Genomic DNA, 14,083 nt, shown 5'->3' with positions numbered 1-14,083 from the left:
GGTCGCCGAGCAATCCTCCGGTCACTGACCCCTCTTCCGGTCACCGAGCCATCCTCCGGTCACTGAGCTTGTCGAAGTGCCCACGGGGAGGCGCCGCCCTTCGACAGGCTCAGGGACCGTGGGAGGGTTCTCCCCGTCTGGACGGGTGCCCTCGTGCTCCGCTGTCTCCTTCTCCGGTCACTGAGCTTGTCGAAGTGCCCACGGGGAGGCGCCGCCCTTCGACAGGCTCAGGGACCGTGCATGGGTGCTCAGGGACCGTGCATGGGTGCTCAGGGACCGGTGGTCCCTCTTCCCGTGCCCACTCAGCTCAGTGCGGCCTCGCGGTCGAGTAACGACCGCTTGACGTCGAGACCCCAGGCGAACCCGCCGAGGGTCCCGTCGGTCCGGAGGACCCGGTGGCACGGGACGAAGAGGGCGGGGGCGTTCGTCGCGCAGGCGCTCGCCGCAGCGCGGACCGCCGACGGCCGACCGCTCGCCGCGGCGAACTCCGTGTAGGTCACCGGGTGTCCTGCCGCGATCGTCCGCAGGACCGTCCAGGCGTGTGTGCGGAACGGGCCACCGAACTGGGCGACCGGCACGAGGTCGATCGCCGTCAGGTCGCCGTCGTAGTACGCCCGGACGGCGTCCATCGCCGCGACCGTCCCCGCCACCGTCTCGCCGGGGCGGTCGGTTGGCCGGATCCGTTCGAGCATGACGCCGATGTCGTCGGACCACCCTGAGGAGAGCACCGCCCCGTCCTCCCGCGCGAGGATCGTGAAGGGGCCGTCCGGGGTGTCGACGGTCTGGCTGGTCGCGGTGAGCTGCGCGGCGGGCGCCCGACCGTCATCGCGGCGGGCGCTCGTGCTGGAGATGATGGTGGTCATGCTGCTGGACCTTTCTCGAGGGCTGAGGGTGCGGCGGACGGTGCCGGTGTGGAGGCCGCCTTCCACAGGTGGAGGCAGAGGTAGGAGCGCCACGGTGCGAAGGCGTCCGCTTCCGCGGTGAGGGAGCGGGCGTCGGAGGACAAGCCGAGCCGGCCGGCACCGGTGCGGACGGCGACGTCGCCGGGCAGGAAGGCGTCGGGGTTGCCGAGCACCCGCATGCTGACGTAGTCGGCCGTCCAGGGGCCGATCCCCTTCATGGCGAGCAGGCGGGTCCGGAGCTCGTCGCGGTCGTCGCCGAAACCGATCGTGAGTTCACCGGACACGAGTGCCCGCGCGACGCCGAGCAAGCTGTCGATCCTCGCTCGGGGCCCGACGAGTGCGGCCTCCCCGCCGTCCGCGATCTGCGCCGCCCTCGGGAAGAGTCGGTGCAGCCCGTGTCGTTCGGGGACCGTCGTGCTCACCTCGTCCGCGAGACGGCGGAGCTGGGTGCGCGCCGCGGCCACGGTGATCTGCTGGCCGACCATCGCCCGCACCAGCATCTCCTCCGGATCGACCGCCCCGGGGAGCCGGATGCCCGGCGTGGCCGCGACCGAGGTGGCGAGACGTGGGTCCGCCGCGAGGACGGCGTCGGCGGAGGTCGGGTCGGCGTCGAGGTCGAAGAGCCGGCGGACCCGCGAGACGAGCACCGGAAGGTCGGCGAGGTCCGTCACCTCGGCGGTGAGTCGGAGGTCGTCGCCGACCTGCCGGACCTCGAACCACGCCGTGCCGCCGGGAAGGGCGAGGAGCCGGGCGTAGTGGTCGGGGCCCGCGAGCTCGACCCCGTCCACCGCCCGTGGCGCGAGCCAGGCGAAGACGCCCGCAGCGTCGAACGGGCGGCGGAACGGCAGTGACAGGGTGATGGAGCCGGGGGCGTGCTCGCCGACCGTCCGGTGTTTCGCCCGCAGTTCACCGGGGGTGAGCTCGAACACCTCGCGCATGGTGTCGTTGAACTGCCGGATACTCGAGAACCCGGCGGCGAAGGCGATGTCACCGAAGGGGAGGTCGGTGCCGGTCAGCAGCTGTCGAGCACCCTGGGCGCGGTGGGCCCGCGCCAGCGCGAGTGGACCCGCGCCCAGCTCGGCGCTGAGGATCCGCGTCAGATGGCGGCTCGAGTACCCGAGTCGCGAGGCGAGACCGGGGACCCCCTCGCGTTCGACGACCCCGTCCGCGATGAGACGCATGCTCCGTGCGGCGACGTCGTTGCCGAGGTTCCAGGCTGGGGTGCCCGGGACGGCCTCAGGCAGGCAGCGCTTGCACGCGCGGAAACCGGCCTCGTGCGCTGCGGCGCTCGTCGCGTAGAACGTGACGTTCTCCGGCTTCGGGGTCCGAGCCGGGCAGGACGGCCGGCAGTAGATCCCTGTGGAGCTCACGGCCGTGATGAACTGCCCGTCGAAGCGCTGGTCGCGGGCTTGGATCGCGCGGTAGCGTTCGGCGAAGTCCATGCTCCGGGTGTCGTCCATGATCCGAGTCTGACATGCGCCACCGGGTCGGACGAGCGGAAATCGGACACGACAGTGGGGGCCGTGCGCGCCGGATCAGTCGGCGCGGCTCACGCTCCGCGGAGCTTGTCGCTGAGCGCCGCGAGGGTCGCCATCTCCTGTGGGCTGAGCGAGGTGGTCACGCGTTCGGCGATCGTCGCGCCGTGAGCGATGGCGACGGCGCGGTAGACGTCGTAGCCCGCGTCGGTCATGCGCACGAGGGTGCCGCGGCCGTCGTCCGGGTCGGGGCATTTGCCGACCAGCCCACGCGCGACGAGCCGATCGACCAGGCGACTGATGCTCGGCTGCGAGAGCAGCACGCTCGAGTTGAGGTCGCGGAGACGGATCCGACGATCGGGCTCGCGCGACATCGTGTGGAGGACGTCGTACTCGTTCAACGAGATGCCGTGGCTTGGGAAGTCGTGCGAGATGTGGCGCATGACGTCGACCTGCGCGCGGAAGAGCGACTCCCAGGCAGCGATCGCGAGTCGCCTCTCGTCCATACCTGCTCCCGTTGCCGTCCGACGATCCACCACCTGAATCTATCCTGGACGGCCGTCGAGCGGCGCGTCTGGATCAGGTGGTTGCGCTTCGTATCGGCTCCGGACATGACGAGAGCCGGTCGCAGAGGCTACGACCGGCTCTCTTTCCCTTGCACCAAGAGTGTCCTGCAATCACATTCCGTCAGCTGCCACAGCAAAACAACTAACGTTCCAGAACCATATAACGGATCGGTAACGAGCGGTAGTTATCAGAACGAATTTTGCATCGGGTTCTCAGGGTTCGGCCGCCCGGTAGGCATCTGAGCGAGCTCGAGGTAGCTGATGCCGAACAGATCTGCGATCGCACCGAGGTCATCGGCGTCAAACGGCGTGTCCCCGTTGGTGCGACGACTCATCCATGACTGCGACTTGCCGATGGCGCGGGCGACTTTGGAGTCGTTGGTGCTTCTGACTGCGAAGTGGGCGCGCACGGCTGCGGCGATCTCGTGGCGGACGTTGGTCGTGGCGGGCTTGATATCGAGTGAGTGGCTCATGAGATCAACACTAGGACGCCTGACCCACTAAGTCAACCGCTCAGCGGGTGAATCGACACGATTGCGGGCAGATTGCCCGACACGCGATTGGGGGGTTGTGATTAGTCGCTGAGCGGGTAAAACTGAAGCATGGCAAAGACGACACCCGCTAAACGGGTAATTCAGGAACTGGGCGGCATCTACCGCTTCAACCGAGTCAGCCAGAAAACCGCAGCAGCACGAACCGGAATCTCCGCATCCGCCATCTCCCGCCGGCTCAACGGCGACACCTCACCGACCATCGATGAGCTGTTCGCCATGGCATCCGCAGCAGGAGTCAACGTTCGCATCGAGTTCCTTCCGGCCGAAGCGGAATCTGTCGCATGACCACCAACACAGAAACGCCCCGGCGGCAACCAGGGCGTTTCGAAGAACCAGAGAGGAACACTGTGTCCGACACCCACACTGTACCGCGTCCGACCGGGATCGACAACGAAGTCCGCGCATGGGATCTACCAGAGAACTGGTGGAACAAGGTCGCCATCACCGCAACCTGCTGGCTCTGGACCGGCGCCAAGAACGGCAACGGGTACGCGTCAGTGAAGAGCGGGAACGGCGGAACGGCACTCGCCCACCGCATGTCCTACGAGCTCTTCGTCGGCCCGATCCCTGAAGGACTCACCATCGACCACCTGTGCGGTATTCACCGCTGCATCAACCCGACACACCTCGAGCCCGTGACCAACGCCGTCAACAACCGCCGCCGCTGGGAAAAGGTAGTCAAGTGCCCTCGTGGACACGAACTCACCGCGGACAATGTCAAGACGCACACCCGCAAGAACGGCCACACCTCGCAGGACTGCAAGCGGTGTGCCGCTGATGCCTCGAAGCGGTACCGCGACCGTGCGAAGGGGAAGGCAGCATGAGCCCCGGGCACTGATGCTCTTGGTGAGCGAATACGGCATGGCTCGAGCCTTGGCTGCCGCGGTTGGGACGGATGAATCGATCGACAAGAGCATGGCTCTGTATGACCAGATATCGGCCGAAGTCTTCAACCGGGCGGTGTCCGCATGACCCCGCGTCGTGCCCGTCAGCTGGATAACACGGTGTTGTACCTGATCACGTACGTGCCGTTGCTATTCCTGGTGGTCGTCGTCTGGGCGGTGACGGGATGAGCGCCGAACGATGCCACGACTGCTGGCATTCGTCCGAGTGGCATGATCCCCGGCTCGGTTGCCTGTACGGGTGGCAGTACGAGTCCACAAGCCCAACGGTCGACGGGTGCTCTTGCAAGGTGGCGTCCTCATGAGCTGGCCTGACGCACTCGTGACCATCGCGTGGATCGCTGCCGGGTGCTTCGTCATCTGGCTGATTCTCCGGAGCTGACAACTCCATGTTCTAGCCCTTGTCGCTTTCGTCGGCGGCTTGGGCGCTGATTGTCGCGCTCGCGTGACGGTCCAAAGCTCCATCGCACCTTGATAACTCCACAGTGAAGCCCCGATGAAAAGAGAAGGGGCACCCGCCGTCGTAGCAAACGGTGGGGGACGGAACTGTAAACCGTCTGCCGGACATGCGACTAGCAGCTCGCGGGCCGGTGCAACACAAGTTTCAGGTCAGCAGCTATGGGTCGTGTCATTCGGTAGTCCCCGATCGGGGAAGGCACGGGCTACACCACGGCAGTGAGGGGGTTCCGACCCTGGCCGTGAGGTACGGGCTGACCGGCTCGGATGGTCGTAGTGGTGGTTCGACTCCACCGCCGAGCGCGCTGAACTCCAACGCTCCTTCACCTCCGGGGAGCTGCGGATGTAGGACCGGTCGGTGATCCCGGTTCAGCAAGATCACCGCCCCGAGCCATTTGGGGTCGTCCGCGTTCGAGTCGCGGCGGGGGCACTGACACAACAACACAGAGAGAGGAGCCGTCATGGCTCAAGACATTGATTGGATTCTGGCGCTCGCTGACGAGATCGGCCGGCGCATGGATGCCGGGCAGTTGCCGCCGCAGGACGAGAACGGCATGTACGTCATGGACGGCGCCGCGAGGGATGCAGCAGAGGCGGTGTCGTCGTGACGTTCTCTGCTGATGACTTGGATGAGCCGAACGCCCGCCACATCGAGAGCGCGTTGAGGCTCGCGATGGCGCAGATCGCAGCGGTCGAGAGGTTGGCCAAGCTGGCCAGCAAAAGAGCGGTGCCTACGGTTTCCGCGAAGGAGCTTCGTCGTGCACTCGCGGTGAGGCCGACCGATGTCTGACCCCATTTGGCATGACGTGGGTCATCTGCTCCCACCCGACGACACCACAACGACACCCACCGACCTGCACATGGCTGCGGTGGTTCGGCGTGAACACGATCTGGAAGCCCTCGACCGGTTCGAGGCACAACGAGAACAACGGAGACAGCAATGAGCAAGCACTACATGAGCTGCGACGAGTGTGACCTGACCTTCTGGACCACTAGCCCCGAATCGGGCGTGAGGGTGATGGGCGAGCACAAGCGAGTCATGCACATCACGCCGGTGCCGGCGTCTGCGCATGCCGCGAACGGCGGTGCACGATGAGCGCCGAGATCATCAACCTGTTCGGGCCAGCCAATGAGCCGGAGCCGGACGAGGCGGAGGGGACGATGGGACTCTTCCCTGACTTGTTTGCGGCGCTTGACCGTCTAACGATTCGGCCGAAGCCATGACCGTCCAGCATGAGTGCCCGTGGGTGGGTGAATGCCGATGTGTGGAGGACGTCTCCCTGTGCACATGCGGACACCAGAAGCCGTACCACGCGCGGCTTGCGGACTCTGGCCCTACCGAGCACGAACAGTTCCTCTTCCGGCTCGAATCGGACGACGTCGTGTGGGACAGGTGCGAGGTAGGCACTGCGGTCGACCTCAAACACGAGGATCCGTGCTCCTGCACACGATTTAAGGAGGTTTCCGAATGAACCACGAATGTCTACAACTAGAGATTGATCCTAGGGATTCGACCAGTATTGCGGTGCGGCACGGCATGACCGTTGCTGAGGTCCAGAACATGGCGAGTGATTCGATGCCGTGGCCGATCTCAGGCGACCACCTGGCGCGTGCACGATGAGCGAGACCATCCTGATCGCTGTCGCGGCGTTTGAGCTCACCGTCATCGTCTTCCTCCTCGTCTGTCTGCTCGTCGCGGGTGGTTCGAAAGCTGAGTTGCAGCAGGACCACGACCGGTGGAAGGCAATGGCTGACCGGGGTGGGAAGGAACTCGCGAACGAACGCGCACTCCGGTTGGGCGACGGGGAACCAATCACCGTGCGGGAACTCGTGAACGGGGAAAGAGCATGACCTGGTGGGTAGTGCCGCTCGTACTGTCCCCGTCGATTCTGACCTTCACTGCGATCCTCACCATCACGTGGCTGAAGGAGCGCCGCGTGCAGCGAGAAGACAAGTGGTACTGGTCCGGGTTCTTGGACGGCGTTGAGTCGGTCAAGGCTCGCGAGAAGCGCGCAGACAACGCGACGGCGTGGCTCACGAAGACGGAGGCACCCAATGCCGACGTCGGGTGAGGGTCGTTCGTATCACGACGAGAACGTCACATGCGAACGCTGCGGCCTCTACCAAACCGTCACTGTCATCTACGACGTGGACGACAACACCCGCACCTGGGTGTGCACGTACTGCGAACACGACAACCCGTCCGCCCTGTTCTAACGGGCGGGGACAACTACACAGAGAAACGAGACACAGACATGAGCATGAGTGATGCAGCCAAAGCGATCGTTGCGCAGACCGGCTGGCCGGAACGTGAAGAGGACGTAACCGCCGACAACTTGATCAAGTACTTCGCCCGCATTGCGCTCTCCCGAGGCGTACGCCACGAGCAGACATCGCGTGAGTGGTTCCGGGCTGACAGGGACACTCCCGAGCGCGATGAGAAGTTGCAGGCCTACCTCGAATCGTTGACGACGATCATCGGGATCCAACAGGTAACCGTTCTGCTCGTGGAGGCACAGAAGCGGGACCGCGACCAGGCCGACACCCTGGCGCGCGTCTTGTGGGCGTACACCGAAGACGGTGGTCTCCTCAGCGAGCTGATGTGGGACTACATGACCGACCGAGGCGTCGACCCGCAAGCCGTGTGGGATGCCGCCGAGGAAGAGGAAGTGGCTGATGTCTGAGCGTTTGCAGTCTGACCCCGCCACCATCCGGGCAGCAATGGGCGTGGAAGGTGAGCGCCGATCCGGGATCATTCACGGACTCGATGAGGCCGCCTACCATTCCGACCCGGCCCTTTCCTCTACCGGCGCGAGAAGCCTCCTCAAGTCAGCAGCCAAGTTCCATTACGAACGCACCCACCCCCAGGCAGGGCGTGCCGCATTTGACGTGGGCACCGCAGCTCACACGAAGGTGCTGGGAGTCGGCGCAGGGGTCATCGCGTACCCGGATGAGCACCTGACTCCGGGCGGGAACGTCTCGACCAAGGCCGCGACGATGGCGTGGGCTGAGGAGCAACGCGCGAAGGGTCTGACGCCAGTGTCACCCGGCCAGATCCGAGCCGTCGATGAGATGGCCGAATCCGTCCTCGCGAAACCTGAGGCTCGCGCGATCCTCGAATCCGTCGACGGTCGCGAGGTCAGCCTGTTCGCAGACGTAGAAGGCGTCCCCTCACGTGCACGGTTCGACATCTACAACGGCGTGCGAGCCGGCGACCTGAAAACCGCTGACGACGCGTCACCTGCCGGATTCAACAAAGCCGTCGCACGGTACGGATACCACATCCAAGACCGCTGGTACGGCGATACCCACACCGCCATCACTGGCACCGAGCTCGAACCGTTCAAGTTCATCGTCGTCGAGAAATCCGCCCCCTACCTCGTGGGTGTGTACGACCTCGACTTCATGTGGGAAGACCTCGCCAAGGAACGCGTCAAACGAGCACGCGACCTCTACCGCGAATGCACCGAGTCAGGCGTGTGGCCTGGCTACCCAACAGCAACACTCACACCCCCGACATGGGCCGTGTATGAGTCCGAAGAGGAAGAGATCCAGGTCTCATGAAACGAGAGCAACTGATCGACTTGTGCTGGCGCGGTGTCGTACCGGTCGACCACTGGTACGACCGTGATTCGGCTGACGCGCAGAAACAGCTTGGTGAGGCACTTGCCCTGCTCCGCGCGGGCTGCGAATACCGCCTCACGACAAACCCGAAGCAGACAGATCAGACCATCTGGGTCGAGATCGAGTACCCGGGATTCAACGCCTTCGAGGACGGCCGGGACGATCGGTCGGCCTGGGACCGGACACTCTTCTACATCCCGACAGTTGAGCGCCTCGAGAGGCGTGAAGGGAAGGACTGGTACTGATGGACATCGCAGAAACAACTGCCCCGAAGAGCGACCAGCAGAACTACGACGACTACGTGGGCGGGCCGAAGACGGTCACTGTGAGCGAGGTCAAGGCAGGCAACGCTGAACAGCCTGTGGAAGTGCACTTGGCGGAGTTCCCCGGTCGCCCGTTCAAGCCTTCGAAAAGCATGAGACGGGTGCTCCTCGGATGCTGGGGAGCCGACTCGTCCGTGTATGCCGGACGCAAGATGAAGTTGTTCGGTGACCCGGACGTTAGGTTCGGCGGGCAGGCGGTCGGCGGTATTCGTATCGCCGCGCTGTCTCACATCGAGAAGCCCGTCACGATCGCCCTGACCGTCACTCGTGGGAAGCGTGCACCGTTCACTGTGCAGCCGCTCGAGACCCCGAAGGACACGTCAGGTCGGGACTGGTTGAAGGAGTTAAACGAGACCAACGAGGACTTGGATGCGATCGTTGCGCTCGGACACGCTGCACGCGCCAACCATGCAGGGAAGACGATCATCGACATGATCACCGCCGAGTGGACGCGTGTGAAGGCGGGGCCGGCATGAGCAAGTCGAAGCAGAAGGGCACCACGTTCGAACGTCTCATCGCAGACGGGTTCGCCGCAGCCCTCGAAGACGACCGCATCGACCGCGCACCACTCCGAGGGACCGCCGACCGCGGCGACATCGCCAACGTACGCACCCCCAACGGGAAGCTCGCCATCGAATGCAAGAACGTCGCCAAGACGAACCTCGCCGGATGGGTCACCGAAGCGCAACAGGAAGCGGGCAACGCTGACGCTGGAGCCGGCATCGTCATTCACAAACGGGCACGCAAGGGCCAGTTCATCGACCAGTACGTGACCATGACGGTCCGCGAACTGCTCGTCCTGGTCTGGGGAATCGAAACGGAGGGTCGGCCGTGAAGCATGTTCGGAAGCCGTGTGACCTAGACGGCTGTGACCGCGAGCGTCACGTTCGTGGGCTGTGCGTCATGCACCACAGGCGACTAGTGAAGAACGGCGATCCTCACGACCCGGGCCCTCGCGGTGGGCGACCACTCAAAGGTGAGTATCCGTCTTGGGATGCGATCCACAAGCGCCTCTATAGGTCACGCGGGACCGCGAAAAAACGGGTCTGTATCGACTGCGGTGGTCGTGCTCGCGAATGGTCCTACGACGGAACCGATCCGGACGAGCTTACGCAGAACATGCGTGGCTTCGTCATGCGGTACTCGCTGGATCTGAACCACTACTTCCCACGCTGCAGCAGTTGTCATCGGCTATTCGACAACGCACAACGCAAGGGAGTCATGCCCACCATCCGCCACGTCCGCAAACGAGACGACGTCGCCCACTTCAACCTCACCATCAAGGAGCTCGCATGAGCGACATCGGAACACCGTGGGCAGGCAAGCACTCCACGTTCCTCTCGGAGCCGTACTGGTTCCAGTTGCCCGCGGAACGTGGCGAAGGATCCAAGTTCCACTTCCCGACCTACAGACTGGCGCGTGCGTCTTCGCTGCGCAATGGTTCACCTGCCATCTGGTTCACCGACTCATCGGGCCGGCACCGGCGTTGCACTGACGTCCTGTTCCAAGAGGCTACGGAATGAGTTGGGAGGACGACGCCCTCTGCCGCACGGTATCGCCCGACGAGTTCTTCCCCGAGCTCGGCGGCAGTGCTTCCTATGCGAGGCAGGTGTGCGAGCTGTGCGCGGTGACGAGTTCCTGCCTGGCCTACGCATTGCGCCGTGGCGAGAAGTGGGGCGTCTGGGGTGGCACAACGCCTCAGGAGCGTATGGCCATGCCGGGATGGAGAGACTCGTGACTGCCCCGTCTCCGCTGGTTCGCCGTATGACGGTGGATCGTGAGCGTGGCGTGTGTGTGGCGTTCTCAGCGAAGTGTTGGGGGCAGCTCGAGTGGAATCACCGGTCGTCTTCTGGCATCGGTGGTCGGGGTCACAAGGCGCCGACACTGACGCCTGCTGACGGGGTGATGATGTGCACCGGACACAACCAAGCACTCGAGTCCGATCCGGCGTTCCAGTCGATGGGCAAACGCATGGGCTGGAAGTTGGTCAGGAACCGCGGCTCGATGCTGGCGACGCAGATCCCGTTCTTCAACAAGTCGACCGGCGTTTGGGCTCTACCTGACGAGCTCGGAAACGCTGACCCAATCAACACTGCTTTGGCGCTCGAGTTGATCGACGCGGCTGGCGGGAACTACGTGAAAGGAGTGCTCAGCAGATGAAACTAGCGATTGCAGACCCGCCCTATCTTGGGCGCGCCGACCGGTGGTATGGCAACGGTAGAGGGTCGGGGCGTGCTTCTACCAGTGGGCGACCTGCTCGAAAACCCGATCATCACCCTCTCGCTGCCGAGTGGGACAGCCCGGCTCGACACCAGGCGCTTGTTCGCGAACTCGACGCCACCTACGACGGCTGGGTGGTAGCTGGTGCCGCGACAACAGCATCACTGCTACTCGCCGCCGCCCCTGGCTCGCATCTGGCGGTGTGGGTTAGGCCAAACGCCATGCCGGGCGGTGGCAGGTTGATCAACACATGGGAGCCCGTAGTTGTGCGTATCCCCGCAGGCAGACGTGACCGCTCATCAGGAACGCGAGTTCGCGACGCTCTTGTGGCGCCTGTGCGACCCAGCGGTTTCCTGGGATCCAAACCACCCGAGTGGACCCGCTGGGTGCTCGACATGCTCGGGTATGAGCCCGGCGTGGATGACGTGACCGACATTTTCGCTGGCTCCGGTGCGGTACGAGACGCGATAGACGGCTTGCTCCCGGTAGACGTCCACCCAGGCAGTGACGGCGCCGCATGACACAGGAAAGGAGGAGACATGAGAATCCGTTCGACGAAACCTGAGTTCTGGCGTTCGAAGCTCATCGCGTCGGTGTCGTGGGATGCCCGCCTGGTGTTGAAGGCGCTCGAGTCGTACGTCGATGACAACGGCGTCGGCGAGGACGACGTGAACGTTCTGGTCGGTGACTGCTTCCTGCATGACCTCATTCGCGAGCCCTCGCGAACCCTCGCGAGGGTGTCCGAAGCGATTTCCGAGCTTCACCGGGCCGGTTTGGTGTGGCGATACACGTCTGATGAGCGCAATTTGCTCTACATCTCGTTCTGGGAGTCAGTGCAACGCATCGACAAGGCACAGGCGGGAAGAAACCCCAGACCAGACGGCACTTCCGACTACAAGGATTCCATCATTCGCGAGTCCGTCGCTACTCCTCGCGAAGAGTCGCTACTCCTCGCGCCTGGAACAGGGGAACAGGGGAACAGGGGAACAGGGGAACAGGGGAACAGGGGAACAGACACTTCAGCACCTGCGGCGCTGGCGAGAGCGTTCGATGAAGCATGGTCGCACTGGCCGAAGAAGGTCGAACGGAAGCCCGCTGCGGAGAAGTTCAAGATCGCGGTTAAGAAGTTCGGTGACGTCGATGAGCTAGTCGCAGTCGTCAGCCGGTTCGGTGACGCCTACGCACGCACCACCGACAAGCAGATGGTTCCCGCGCTCGGCAGATGGTTGGCGCATGAGCGATGGGACGACGAATTACCCCAGCCCCGCACGATCCAGCGTGCACCCACCCGCGGTGATGAGAACCTCGCGTTCCTTGCGACTCTCGCCGATGACCCGTACCAGCCGAAGGAGATCACCCAGTGAACAAGCAAGAGATTGGGATGCTGCTGACGTTGGCGGCGGGGTTCGACAACCGCAAGGTTGACAACGTGTCGGTGTCCGCGTGGGAGCTGATTCCGGAGATCGCAGCGGCCAGCTACGAAGACGCCAAGCAGGCAGTCATCGAACACCACCGTGGGCCGCGCCGTCACGAGTACCTGTCGGTCGGTCACATGGTCGACGCGCTGCAGGTGGCTGAGCGCAACAGCGACTACGAGATCGAGGCCGACGTGAGATCCGCGAAGGCTCGTGGGTTGATCGAGTCGTCGTGGCCAAACCGTCAACCACTGCCGGCGGACGTGAAGCACGGTCTGCAGGCGATGCGGGACCTCGATCGGCGTAACGCTGCGGCGTTCTCGGAGTTGGATGCGCTCGAGGGTAGGCCGATCGACGTCGGTGATGTGGGGAGGCGCCCGTGAGGTACCCGAAACCTGTCCAGCATCGTGCGTCATCTGAGTTCTCTCAGGTGGCGTTTCTGCTTTCTGTGCCCGCGAAGGATGTGCAGGCCGAGAAGCACCGGAAGTCGAAGGCGCAACGTCAGATCGAGGCGTATGACGCCGAAACGGAACGGTTGACCCAGTTCATCAGGGTAACCAACAACACGAAGGAGCAAGCAGCATGACGATGTCCCGCAGGTTCCCGCACCACGAGCACGTGATGGCGCTGCTGCCGATACTTCAGCAGACGTGGTACGAGGTTGAGCCTGATTCGCCCGCCACCCTCTACCCGGCCGGCTACCACGAGTCGTTCCTCGACATGGCGCGAGCCGCCGTAAACGCAGGGTTCCGCATGACGCCGGAACCCGAACCCATTCCGCCGTACGAAGGAGTTTCACCATGAGCAAGGCCACCGTCAGCATCGAGGGATTCGTCGCGAACGAACCCGAACTCCGCACCGCCGCCGGCAAGGACGTCGTCAACATCGACGTCGCCCACACGCCCCGGAAGAAGAACCCACAGACCAACGAGTGGGAGGATTCGGGGCCGACGACGTGGTTCCAGGCCACGTTCTGGGAAGACATGGCACCGGCGATCGTCGCTGCGGTGTCGAAGGGGACGCTGGTTCGCATCGATGGGTTCCCGGAGCTGAACGTGTACACGAAACAGAACGGGGAGAATGCCGCGTCTGTCCGCATCAAGGGCGCGACCCTATCGGTGGTGCCGCGAGCAGGCAACTCGTCTCCACGGGGCGCACAGGGCCAGCCACAGCAGGATGCGTGGAGCGCGGCAGCGTCGGATGAGAGCCCGTTCTGATGAGCGCCGTGAACTCAGCCTACGGAGGCGACGGCTGGTCAACATGGTCCGCCATTCGCCGGGGTGACGACGTACGCGTGGTCGTGACATCGAGCGTCGAGAAGAAGGACGGTGAGCCCAAGGTGCTCGCAGACGAGGTCATTCGCGACAGTGTCGGAACGTCCGCGATCAGTCGCGCGATCGGGGTCAGTTCCGATTACGCAAGGCGGATGTACTCGTGACGGGTCAGTCGGTTCGGGGTGCGTACAGTCTCGCCCCGATCAGCCCGAACCCCCAGGAACACGAACAGACCGAACATCGGTGCGGGCGGTGCGCGAACCCGTACACCCGCGGCAACCCGAACTGCCCCAACAACCCCGACAGGAGAACGACATGAAACGACTGTGGATCAAGCTCTACACGCGCCGCTGCAAGGGATGTGACGTACCC

At 64.1% G+C, this 14,083-nt stretch carries 27 protein-coding genes; 23 read left to right on the top strand and 4 right to left on the bottom strand.

Annotated elements, in window-relative coordinates:
* Positions 1–302: 302 nt before the first annotated feature.
* The 4 genes from FGL15_RS05645 to FGL15_RS05630 form a co-directional block, all read right to left on the bottom strand.
* On the bottom strand, positions 303–863 hold the full coding sequence (locus FGL15_RS05645) for a methylated-DNA--[protein]-cysteine S-methyltransferase (RefSeq protein ID WP_138945286.1): 561 nt from the start codon (positions 861–863) through the stop codon (positions 303–305).
* Positions 860–2,362 carry an AlkA N-terminal domain-containing protein gene (locus tag FGL15_RS05640; protein ID WP_240773806.1) on the bottom strand — a complete coding sequence of 501 codons (1,503 nt, stop codon included), beginning with the start codon at positions 2,360–2,362 and terminating at the stop codon, positions 860–862. Before FGL15_RS05640 ends, FGL15_RS05645 begins: the two co-directional genes overlap by 4 nt.
* Positions 2,363–2,451: 89 nt before the next feature.
* Complete coding sequence (locus tag FGL15_RS05635; RefSeq protein ID WP_085513978.1) at positions 2,452–2,883, bottom strand: MarR family winged helix-turn-helix transcriptional regulator; 432 nt, start codon at positions 2,881–2,883, stop codon at positions 2,452–2,454.
* Positions 2,884–3,131: 248 nt separating this feature from the next.
* Positions 3,132–3,416, bottom strand: a complete 285-nt coding sequence (locus FGL15_RS05630) for a helix-turn-helix transcriptional regulator (protein ID WP_138945285.1) — start codon at positions 3,414–3,416, stop codon at positions 3,132–3,134.
* A 129-nt stretch (positions 3,417–3,545) separates the two neighbouring features.
* Between FGL15_RS05630 and FGL15_RS05625 the strand changes: the two genes are divergently transcribed.
* The 23 genes from FGL15_RS05625 (at position 3,546) to FGL15_RS05535 (ending at position 13,875) form a co-directional block, all read left to right on the top strand.
* Entirely contained in the window at positions 3,546–3,782 is a 237-nt protein-coding gene (locus FGL15_RS05625) for a helix-turn-helix transcriptional regulator (RefSeq protein WP_138945284.1), read from the top strand.
* On the top strand, positions 3,779–4,321 hold the full coding sequence (locus FGL15_RS05620) for an HNH endonuclease signature motif containing protein (RefSeq protein WP_138945283.1): 543 nt from the start codon (positions 3,779–3,781) through the stop codon (positions 4,319–4,321). Before FGL15_RS05625 ends, FGL15_RS05620 begins: the two co-directional genes overlap by 4 nt.
* 22 nt (positions 4,322–4,343) lie before the next feature.
* A complete protein-coding gene (locus FGL15_RS21210; protein WP_255467612.1) occupies positions 4,344–4,469 on the top strand; it encodes a hypothetical protein in 126 nt (41 codons plus the stop codon).
* Positions 4,470–5,316: 847 nt separating this feature from the next.
* The gene (locus FGL15_RS20245) at positions 5,317–5,463 is read left to right on the top strand and encodes a hypothetical protein (protein WP_168223330.1); all 147 of its coding nucleotides are present in this window, start codon (positions 5,317–5,319) and stop codon (positions 5,461–5,463) included.
* A complete protein-coding gene (locus tag FGL15_RS05615; protein ID WP_138945282.1) occupies positions 5,460–5,645 on the top strand; it encodes a hypothetical protein in 186 nt (61 codons plus the stop codon). The genes FGL15_RS20245 and FGL15_RS05615 overlap by 4 nt, the downstream gene beginning before the upstream one ends.
* A 150-nt stretch (positions 5,646–5,795) precedes the next feature.
* Positions 5,796–5,951 carry a hypothetical protein gene (locus FGL15_RS20240; protein ID WP_168223329.1) on the top strand — a complete coding sequence of 52 codons (156 nt, stop codon included), beginning with the start codon at positions 5,796–5,798 and terminating at the stop codon, positions 5,949–5,951.
* The gene (locus tag FGL15_RS21205; RefSeq protein ID WP_255467611.1) at positions 5,948–6,079 is read left to right on the top strand and encodes a hypothetical protein; all 132 of its coding nucleotides are present in this window, start codon (positions 5,948–5,950) and stop codon (positions 6,077–6,079) included. The genes FGL15_RS20240 and FGL15_RS21205 overlap by 4 nt, the downstream gene beginning before the upstream one ends.
* 393 nt (positions 6,080–6,472) lie before the next feature.
* On the top strand, positions 6,473–6,706 hold the full coding sequence (locus FGL15_RS05610) for a hypothetical protein (protein ID WP_138945281.1): 234 nt from the start codon (positions 6,473–6,475) through the stop codon (positions 6,704–6,706).
* The gene (locus FGL15_RS05605) at positions 6,703–6,927 is read left to right on the top strand and encodes a hypothetical protein (RefSeq protein ID WP_168223328.1); all 225 of its coding nucleotides are present in this window, start codon (positions 6,703–6,705) and stop codon (positions 6,925–6,927) included. The genes FGL15_RS05610 and FGL15_RS05605 overlap by 4 nt, the downstream gene beginning before the upstream one ends.
* Positions 6,928–7,116: 189 nt before the next feature.
* Positions 7,117–7,539, top strand: a complete 423-nt coding sequence (locus FGL15_RS05600) for a hypothetical protein (protein ID WP_138945279.1) — start codon at positions 7,117–7,119, stop codon at positions 7,537–7,539.
* Positions 7,532–8,419 carry a PD-(D/E)XK nuclease-like domain-containing protein gene (locus FGL15_RS05595; protein ID WP_168223327.1) on the top strand — a complete coding sequence of 296 codons (888 nt, stop codon included), beginning with the start codon at positions 7,532–7,534 and terminating at the stop codon, positions 8,417–8,419. The genes FGL15_RS05600 and FGL15_RS05595 overlap by 8 nt, the downstream gene beginning before the upstream one ends.
* Complete coding sequence (locus FGL15_RS05590; protein WP_138945277.1) at positions 8,416–8,724, top strand: hypothetical protein; 309 nt, start codon at positions 8,416–8,418, stop codon at positions 8,722–8,724. Before FGL15_RS05595 ends, FGL15_RS05590 begins: the two co-directional genes overlap by 4 nt.
* Positions 8,724–9,278, top strand: coding sequence for a hypothetical protein (locus FGL15_RS05585; protein ID WP_138945276.1), 555 nt, complete (start codon positions 8,724–8,726; stop codon positions 9,276–9,278). The genes FGL15_RS05590 and FGL15_RS05585 overlap by 1 nt, the downstream gene beginning before the upstream one ends.
* Positions 9,275–9,637 carry a hypothetical protein gene (locus tag FGL15_RS05580; RefSeq protein ID WP_138945275.1) on the top strand — a complete coding sequence of 121 codons (363 nt, stop codon included), beginning with the start codon at positions 9,275–9,277 and terminating at the stop codon, positions 9,635–9,637. Before FGL15_RS05585 ends, FGL15_RS05580 begins: the two co-directional genes overlap by 4 nt.
* A gap of 284 nt (positions 9,638–9,921) precedes the next feature.
* Positions 9,922–10,098, top strand: a complete 177-nt coding sequence (locus FGL15_RS20235) for a hypothetical protein (protein ID WP_168223326.1) — start codon at positions 9,922–9,924, stop codon at positions 10,096–10,098.
* The gene (locus FGL15_RS05575) at positions 10,095–10,325 is read left to right on the top strand and encodes a hypothetical protein (protein WP_138945274.1); all 231 of its coding nucleotides are present in this window, start codon (positions 10,095–10,097) and stop codon (positions 10,323–10,325) included. The genes FGL15_RS20235 and FGL15_RS05575 overlap by 4 nt, the downstream gene beginning before the upstream one ends.
* Positions 10,322–10,540, top strand: coding sequence for a WhiB family transcriptional regulator (locus FGL15_RS21440; RefSeq protein ID WP_138945273.1), 219 nt, complete (start codon positions 10,322–10,324; stop codon positions 10,538–10,540). Before FGL15_RS05575 ends, FGL15_RS21440 begins: the two co-directional genes overlap by 4 nt.
* Positions 10,537–10,962 carry a hypothetical protein gene (locus tag FGL15_RS05565; protein ID WP_138945272.1) on the top strand — a complete coding sequence of 142 codons (426 nt, stop codon included), beginning with the start codon at positions 10,537–10,539 and terminating at the stop codon, positions 10,960–10,962. Before FGL15_RS21440 ends, FGL15_RS05565 begins: the two co-directional genes overlap by 4 nt.
* A 599-nt stretch (positions 10,963–11,561) precedes the next feature.
* The gene (locus FGL15_RS20510; RefSeq protein ID WP_205858693.1) at positions 11,562–12,386 is read left to right on the top strand and encodes a hypothetical protein; all 825 of its coding nucleotides are present in this window, start codon (positions 11,562–11,564) and stop codon (positions 12,384–12,386) included.
* Positions 12,383–12,820, top strand: coding sequence for a hypothetical protein (locus tag FGL15_RS05555; protein ID WP_138945271.1), 438 nt, complete (start codon positions 12,383–12,385; stop codon positions 12,818–12,820). Before FGL15_RS20510 ends, FGL15_RS05555 begins: the two co-directional genes overlap by 4 nt.
* 199 nt (positions 12,821–13,019) lie before the next feature.
* The gene (locus FGL15_RS05545) at positions 13,020–13,241 is read left to right on the top strand and encodes a hypothetical protein (RefSeq protein ID WP_138945269.1); all 222 of its coding nucleotides are present in this window, start codon (positions 13,020–13,022) and stop codon (positions 13,239–13,241) included.
* Entirely contained in the window at positions 13,238–13,654 is a 417-nt protein-coding gene (locus FGL15_RS05540) for a single-stranded DNA-binding protein (protein WP_138945268.1), read from the top strand. The genes FGL15_RS05545 and FGL15_RS05540 overlap by 4 nt, the downstream gene beginning before the upstream one ends.
* On the top strand, positions 13,654–13,875 hold the full coding sequence (locus FGL15_RS05535; protein WP_138945267.1) for a hypothetical protein: 222 nt from the start codon (positions 13,654–13,656) through the stop codon (positions 13,873–13,875). The genes FGL15_RS05540 and FGL15_RS05535 overlap by 1 nt, the downstream gene beginning before the upstream one ends.
* Positions 13,876–14,083: the final 208 nt, after the last annotated feature.

Origin of the sequence: Plantibacter sp. M259 (assembly GCF_006065115.1) — a bacterium.
Lineage (GTDB): Bacteria > Actinomycetota > Actinomycetes > Actinomycetales > Microbacteriaceae > Plantibacter > Plantibacter auratus.
Note: the sequence above shows the minus strand (reverse complement) of the source record. Positions and strands in the feature narration are given on the sequence as shown.

Bases quoted from the DNA above. Each gene is read 5' to 3' on its own strand.
- FGL15_RS05645 (WP_138945286.1), bottom strand. From the start codon at position 863: ATGACCACCATCATCTCCAGCACGAGCGCCCGCCGCGATGACGGTCGG.
- FGL15_RS05640 (WP_240773806.1), bottom strand. From the start codon at position 2,362: ATGGACGACACCCGGAGCATGGACTTCGCCGAACGCTACCGCGCGATC.
- FGL15_RS05635 (WP_085513978.1), bottom strand. From the start codon at position 2,883: ATGGACGAGAGGCGACTCGCGATCGCTGCCTGGGAGTCGCTCTTCCGC.
- FGL15_RS05630 (WP_138945285.1), bottom strand. From the start codon at position 3,416: ATGAGCCACTCACTCGATATCAAGCCCGCCACGACCAACGTCCGCCAC.
- FGL15_RS05625 (WP_138945284.1), top strand. From the start codon at position 3,546: ATGGCAAAGACGACACCCGCTAAACGGGTAATTCAGGAACTGGGCGGC.
- FGL15_RS05620 (WP_138945283.1), top strand. From the start codon at position 3,779: ATGACCACCAACACAGAAACGCCCCGGCGGCAACCAGGGCGTTTCGAA.
- FGL15_RS20245 (WP_168223330.1), top strand. From the start codon at position 5,317: ATGGCTCAAGACATTGATTGGATTCTGGCGCTCGCTGACGAGATCGGC.
- FGL15_RS20240 (WP_168223329.1), top strand. From the start codon at position 5,796: ATGAGCAAGCACTACATGAGCTGCGACGAGTGTGACCTGACCTTCTGG.
- FGL15_RS21205 (WP_255467611.1), top strand. From the start codon at position 5,948: ATGAGCGCCGAGATCATCAACCTGTTCGGGCCAGCCAATGAGCCGGAG.
- FGL15_RS05610 (WP_138945281.1), top strand. From the start codon at position 6,473: ATGAGCGAGACCATCCTGATCGCTGTCGCGGCGTTTGAGCTCACCGTC.
- FGL15_RS05605 (WP_168223328.1), top strand. From the start codon at position 6,703: ATGACCTGGTGGGTAGTGCCGCTCGTACTGTCCCCGTCGATTCTGACC.
- FGL15_RS05600 (WP_138945279.1), top strand. From the start codon at position 7,117: ATGAGTGATGCAGCCAAAGCGATCGTTGCGCAGACCGGCTGGCCGGAA.
- FGL15_RS05595 (WP_168223327.1), top strand. From the start codon at position 7,532: ATGTCTGAGCGTTTGCAGTCTGACCCCGCCACCATCCGGGCAGCAATG.
- FGL15_RS05590 (WP_138945277.1), top strand. From the start codon at position 8,416: ATGAAACGAGAGCAACTGATCGACTTGTGCTGGCGCGGTGTCGTACCG.
- FGL15_RS05585 (WP_138945276.1), top strand. From the start codon at position 8,724: ATGGACATCGCAGAAACAACTGCCCCGAAGAGCGACCAGCAGAACTAC.
- FGL15_RS05580 (WP_138945275.1), top strand. From the start codon at position 9,275: ATGAGCAAGTCGAAGCAGAAGGGCACCACGTTCGAACGTCTCATCGCA.
- FGL15_RS20235 (WP_168223326.1), top strand. From the start codon at position 9,922: ATGCGTGGCTTCGTCATGCGGTACTCGCTGGATCTGAACCACTACTTC.
- FGL15_RS05575 (WP_138945274.1), top strand. From the start codon at position 10,095: ATGAGCGACATCGGAACACCGTGGGCAGGCAAGCACTCCACGTTCCTC.
- FGL15_RS21440 (WP_138945273.1), top strand. From the start codon at position 10,322: ATGAGTTGGGAGGACGACGCCCTCTGCCGCACGGTATCGCCCGACGAG.
- FGL15_RS20510 (WP_205858693.1), top strand. From the start codon at position 11,562: ATGAGAATCCGTTCGACGAAACCTGAGTTCTGGCGTTCGAAGCTCATC.
- FGL15_RS05545 (WP_138945269.1), top strand. From the start codon at position 13,020: ATGACGATGTCCCGCAGGTTCCCGCACCACGAGCACGTGATGGCGCTG.
- FGL15_RS05540 (WP_138945268.1), top strand. From the start codon at position 13,238: ATGAGCAAGGCCACCGTCAGCATCGAGGGATTCGTCGCGAACGAACCC.
- FGL15_RS05535 (WP_138945267.1), top strand. From the start codon at position 13,654: ATGAGCGCCGTGAACTCAGCCTACGGAGGCGACGGCTGGTCAACATGG.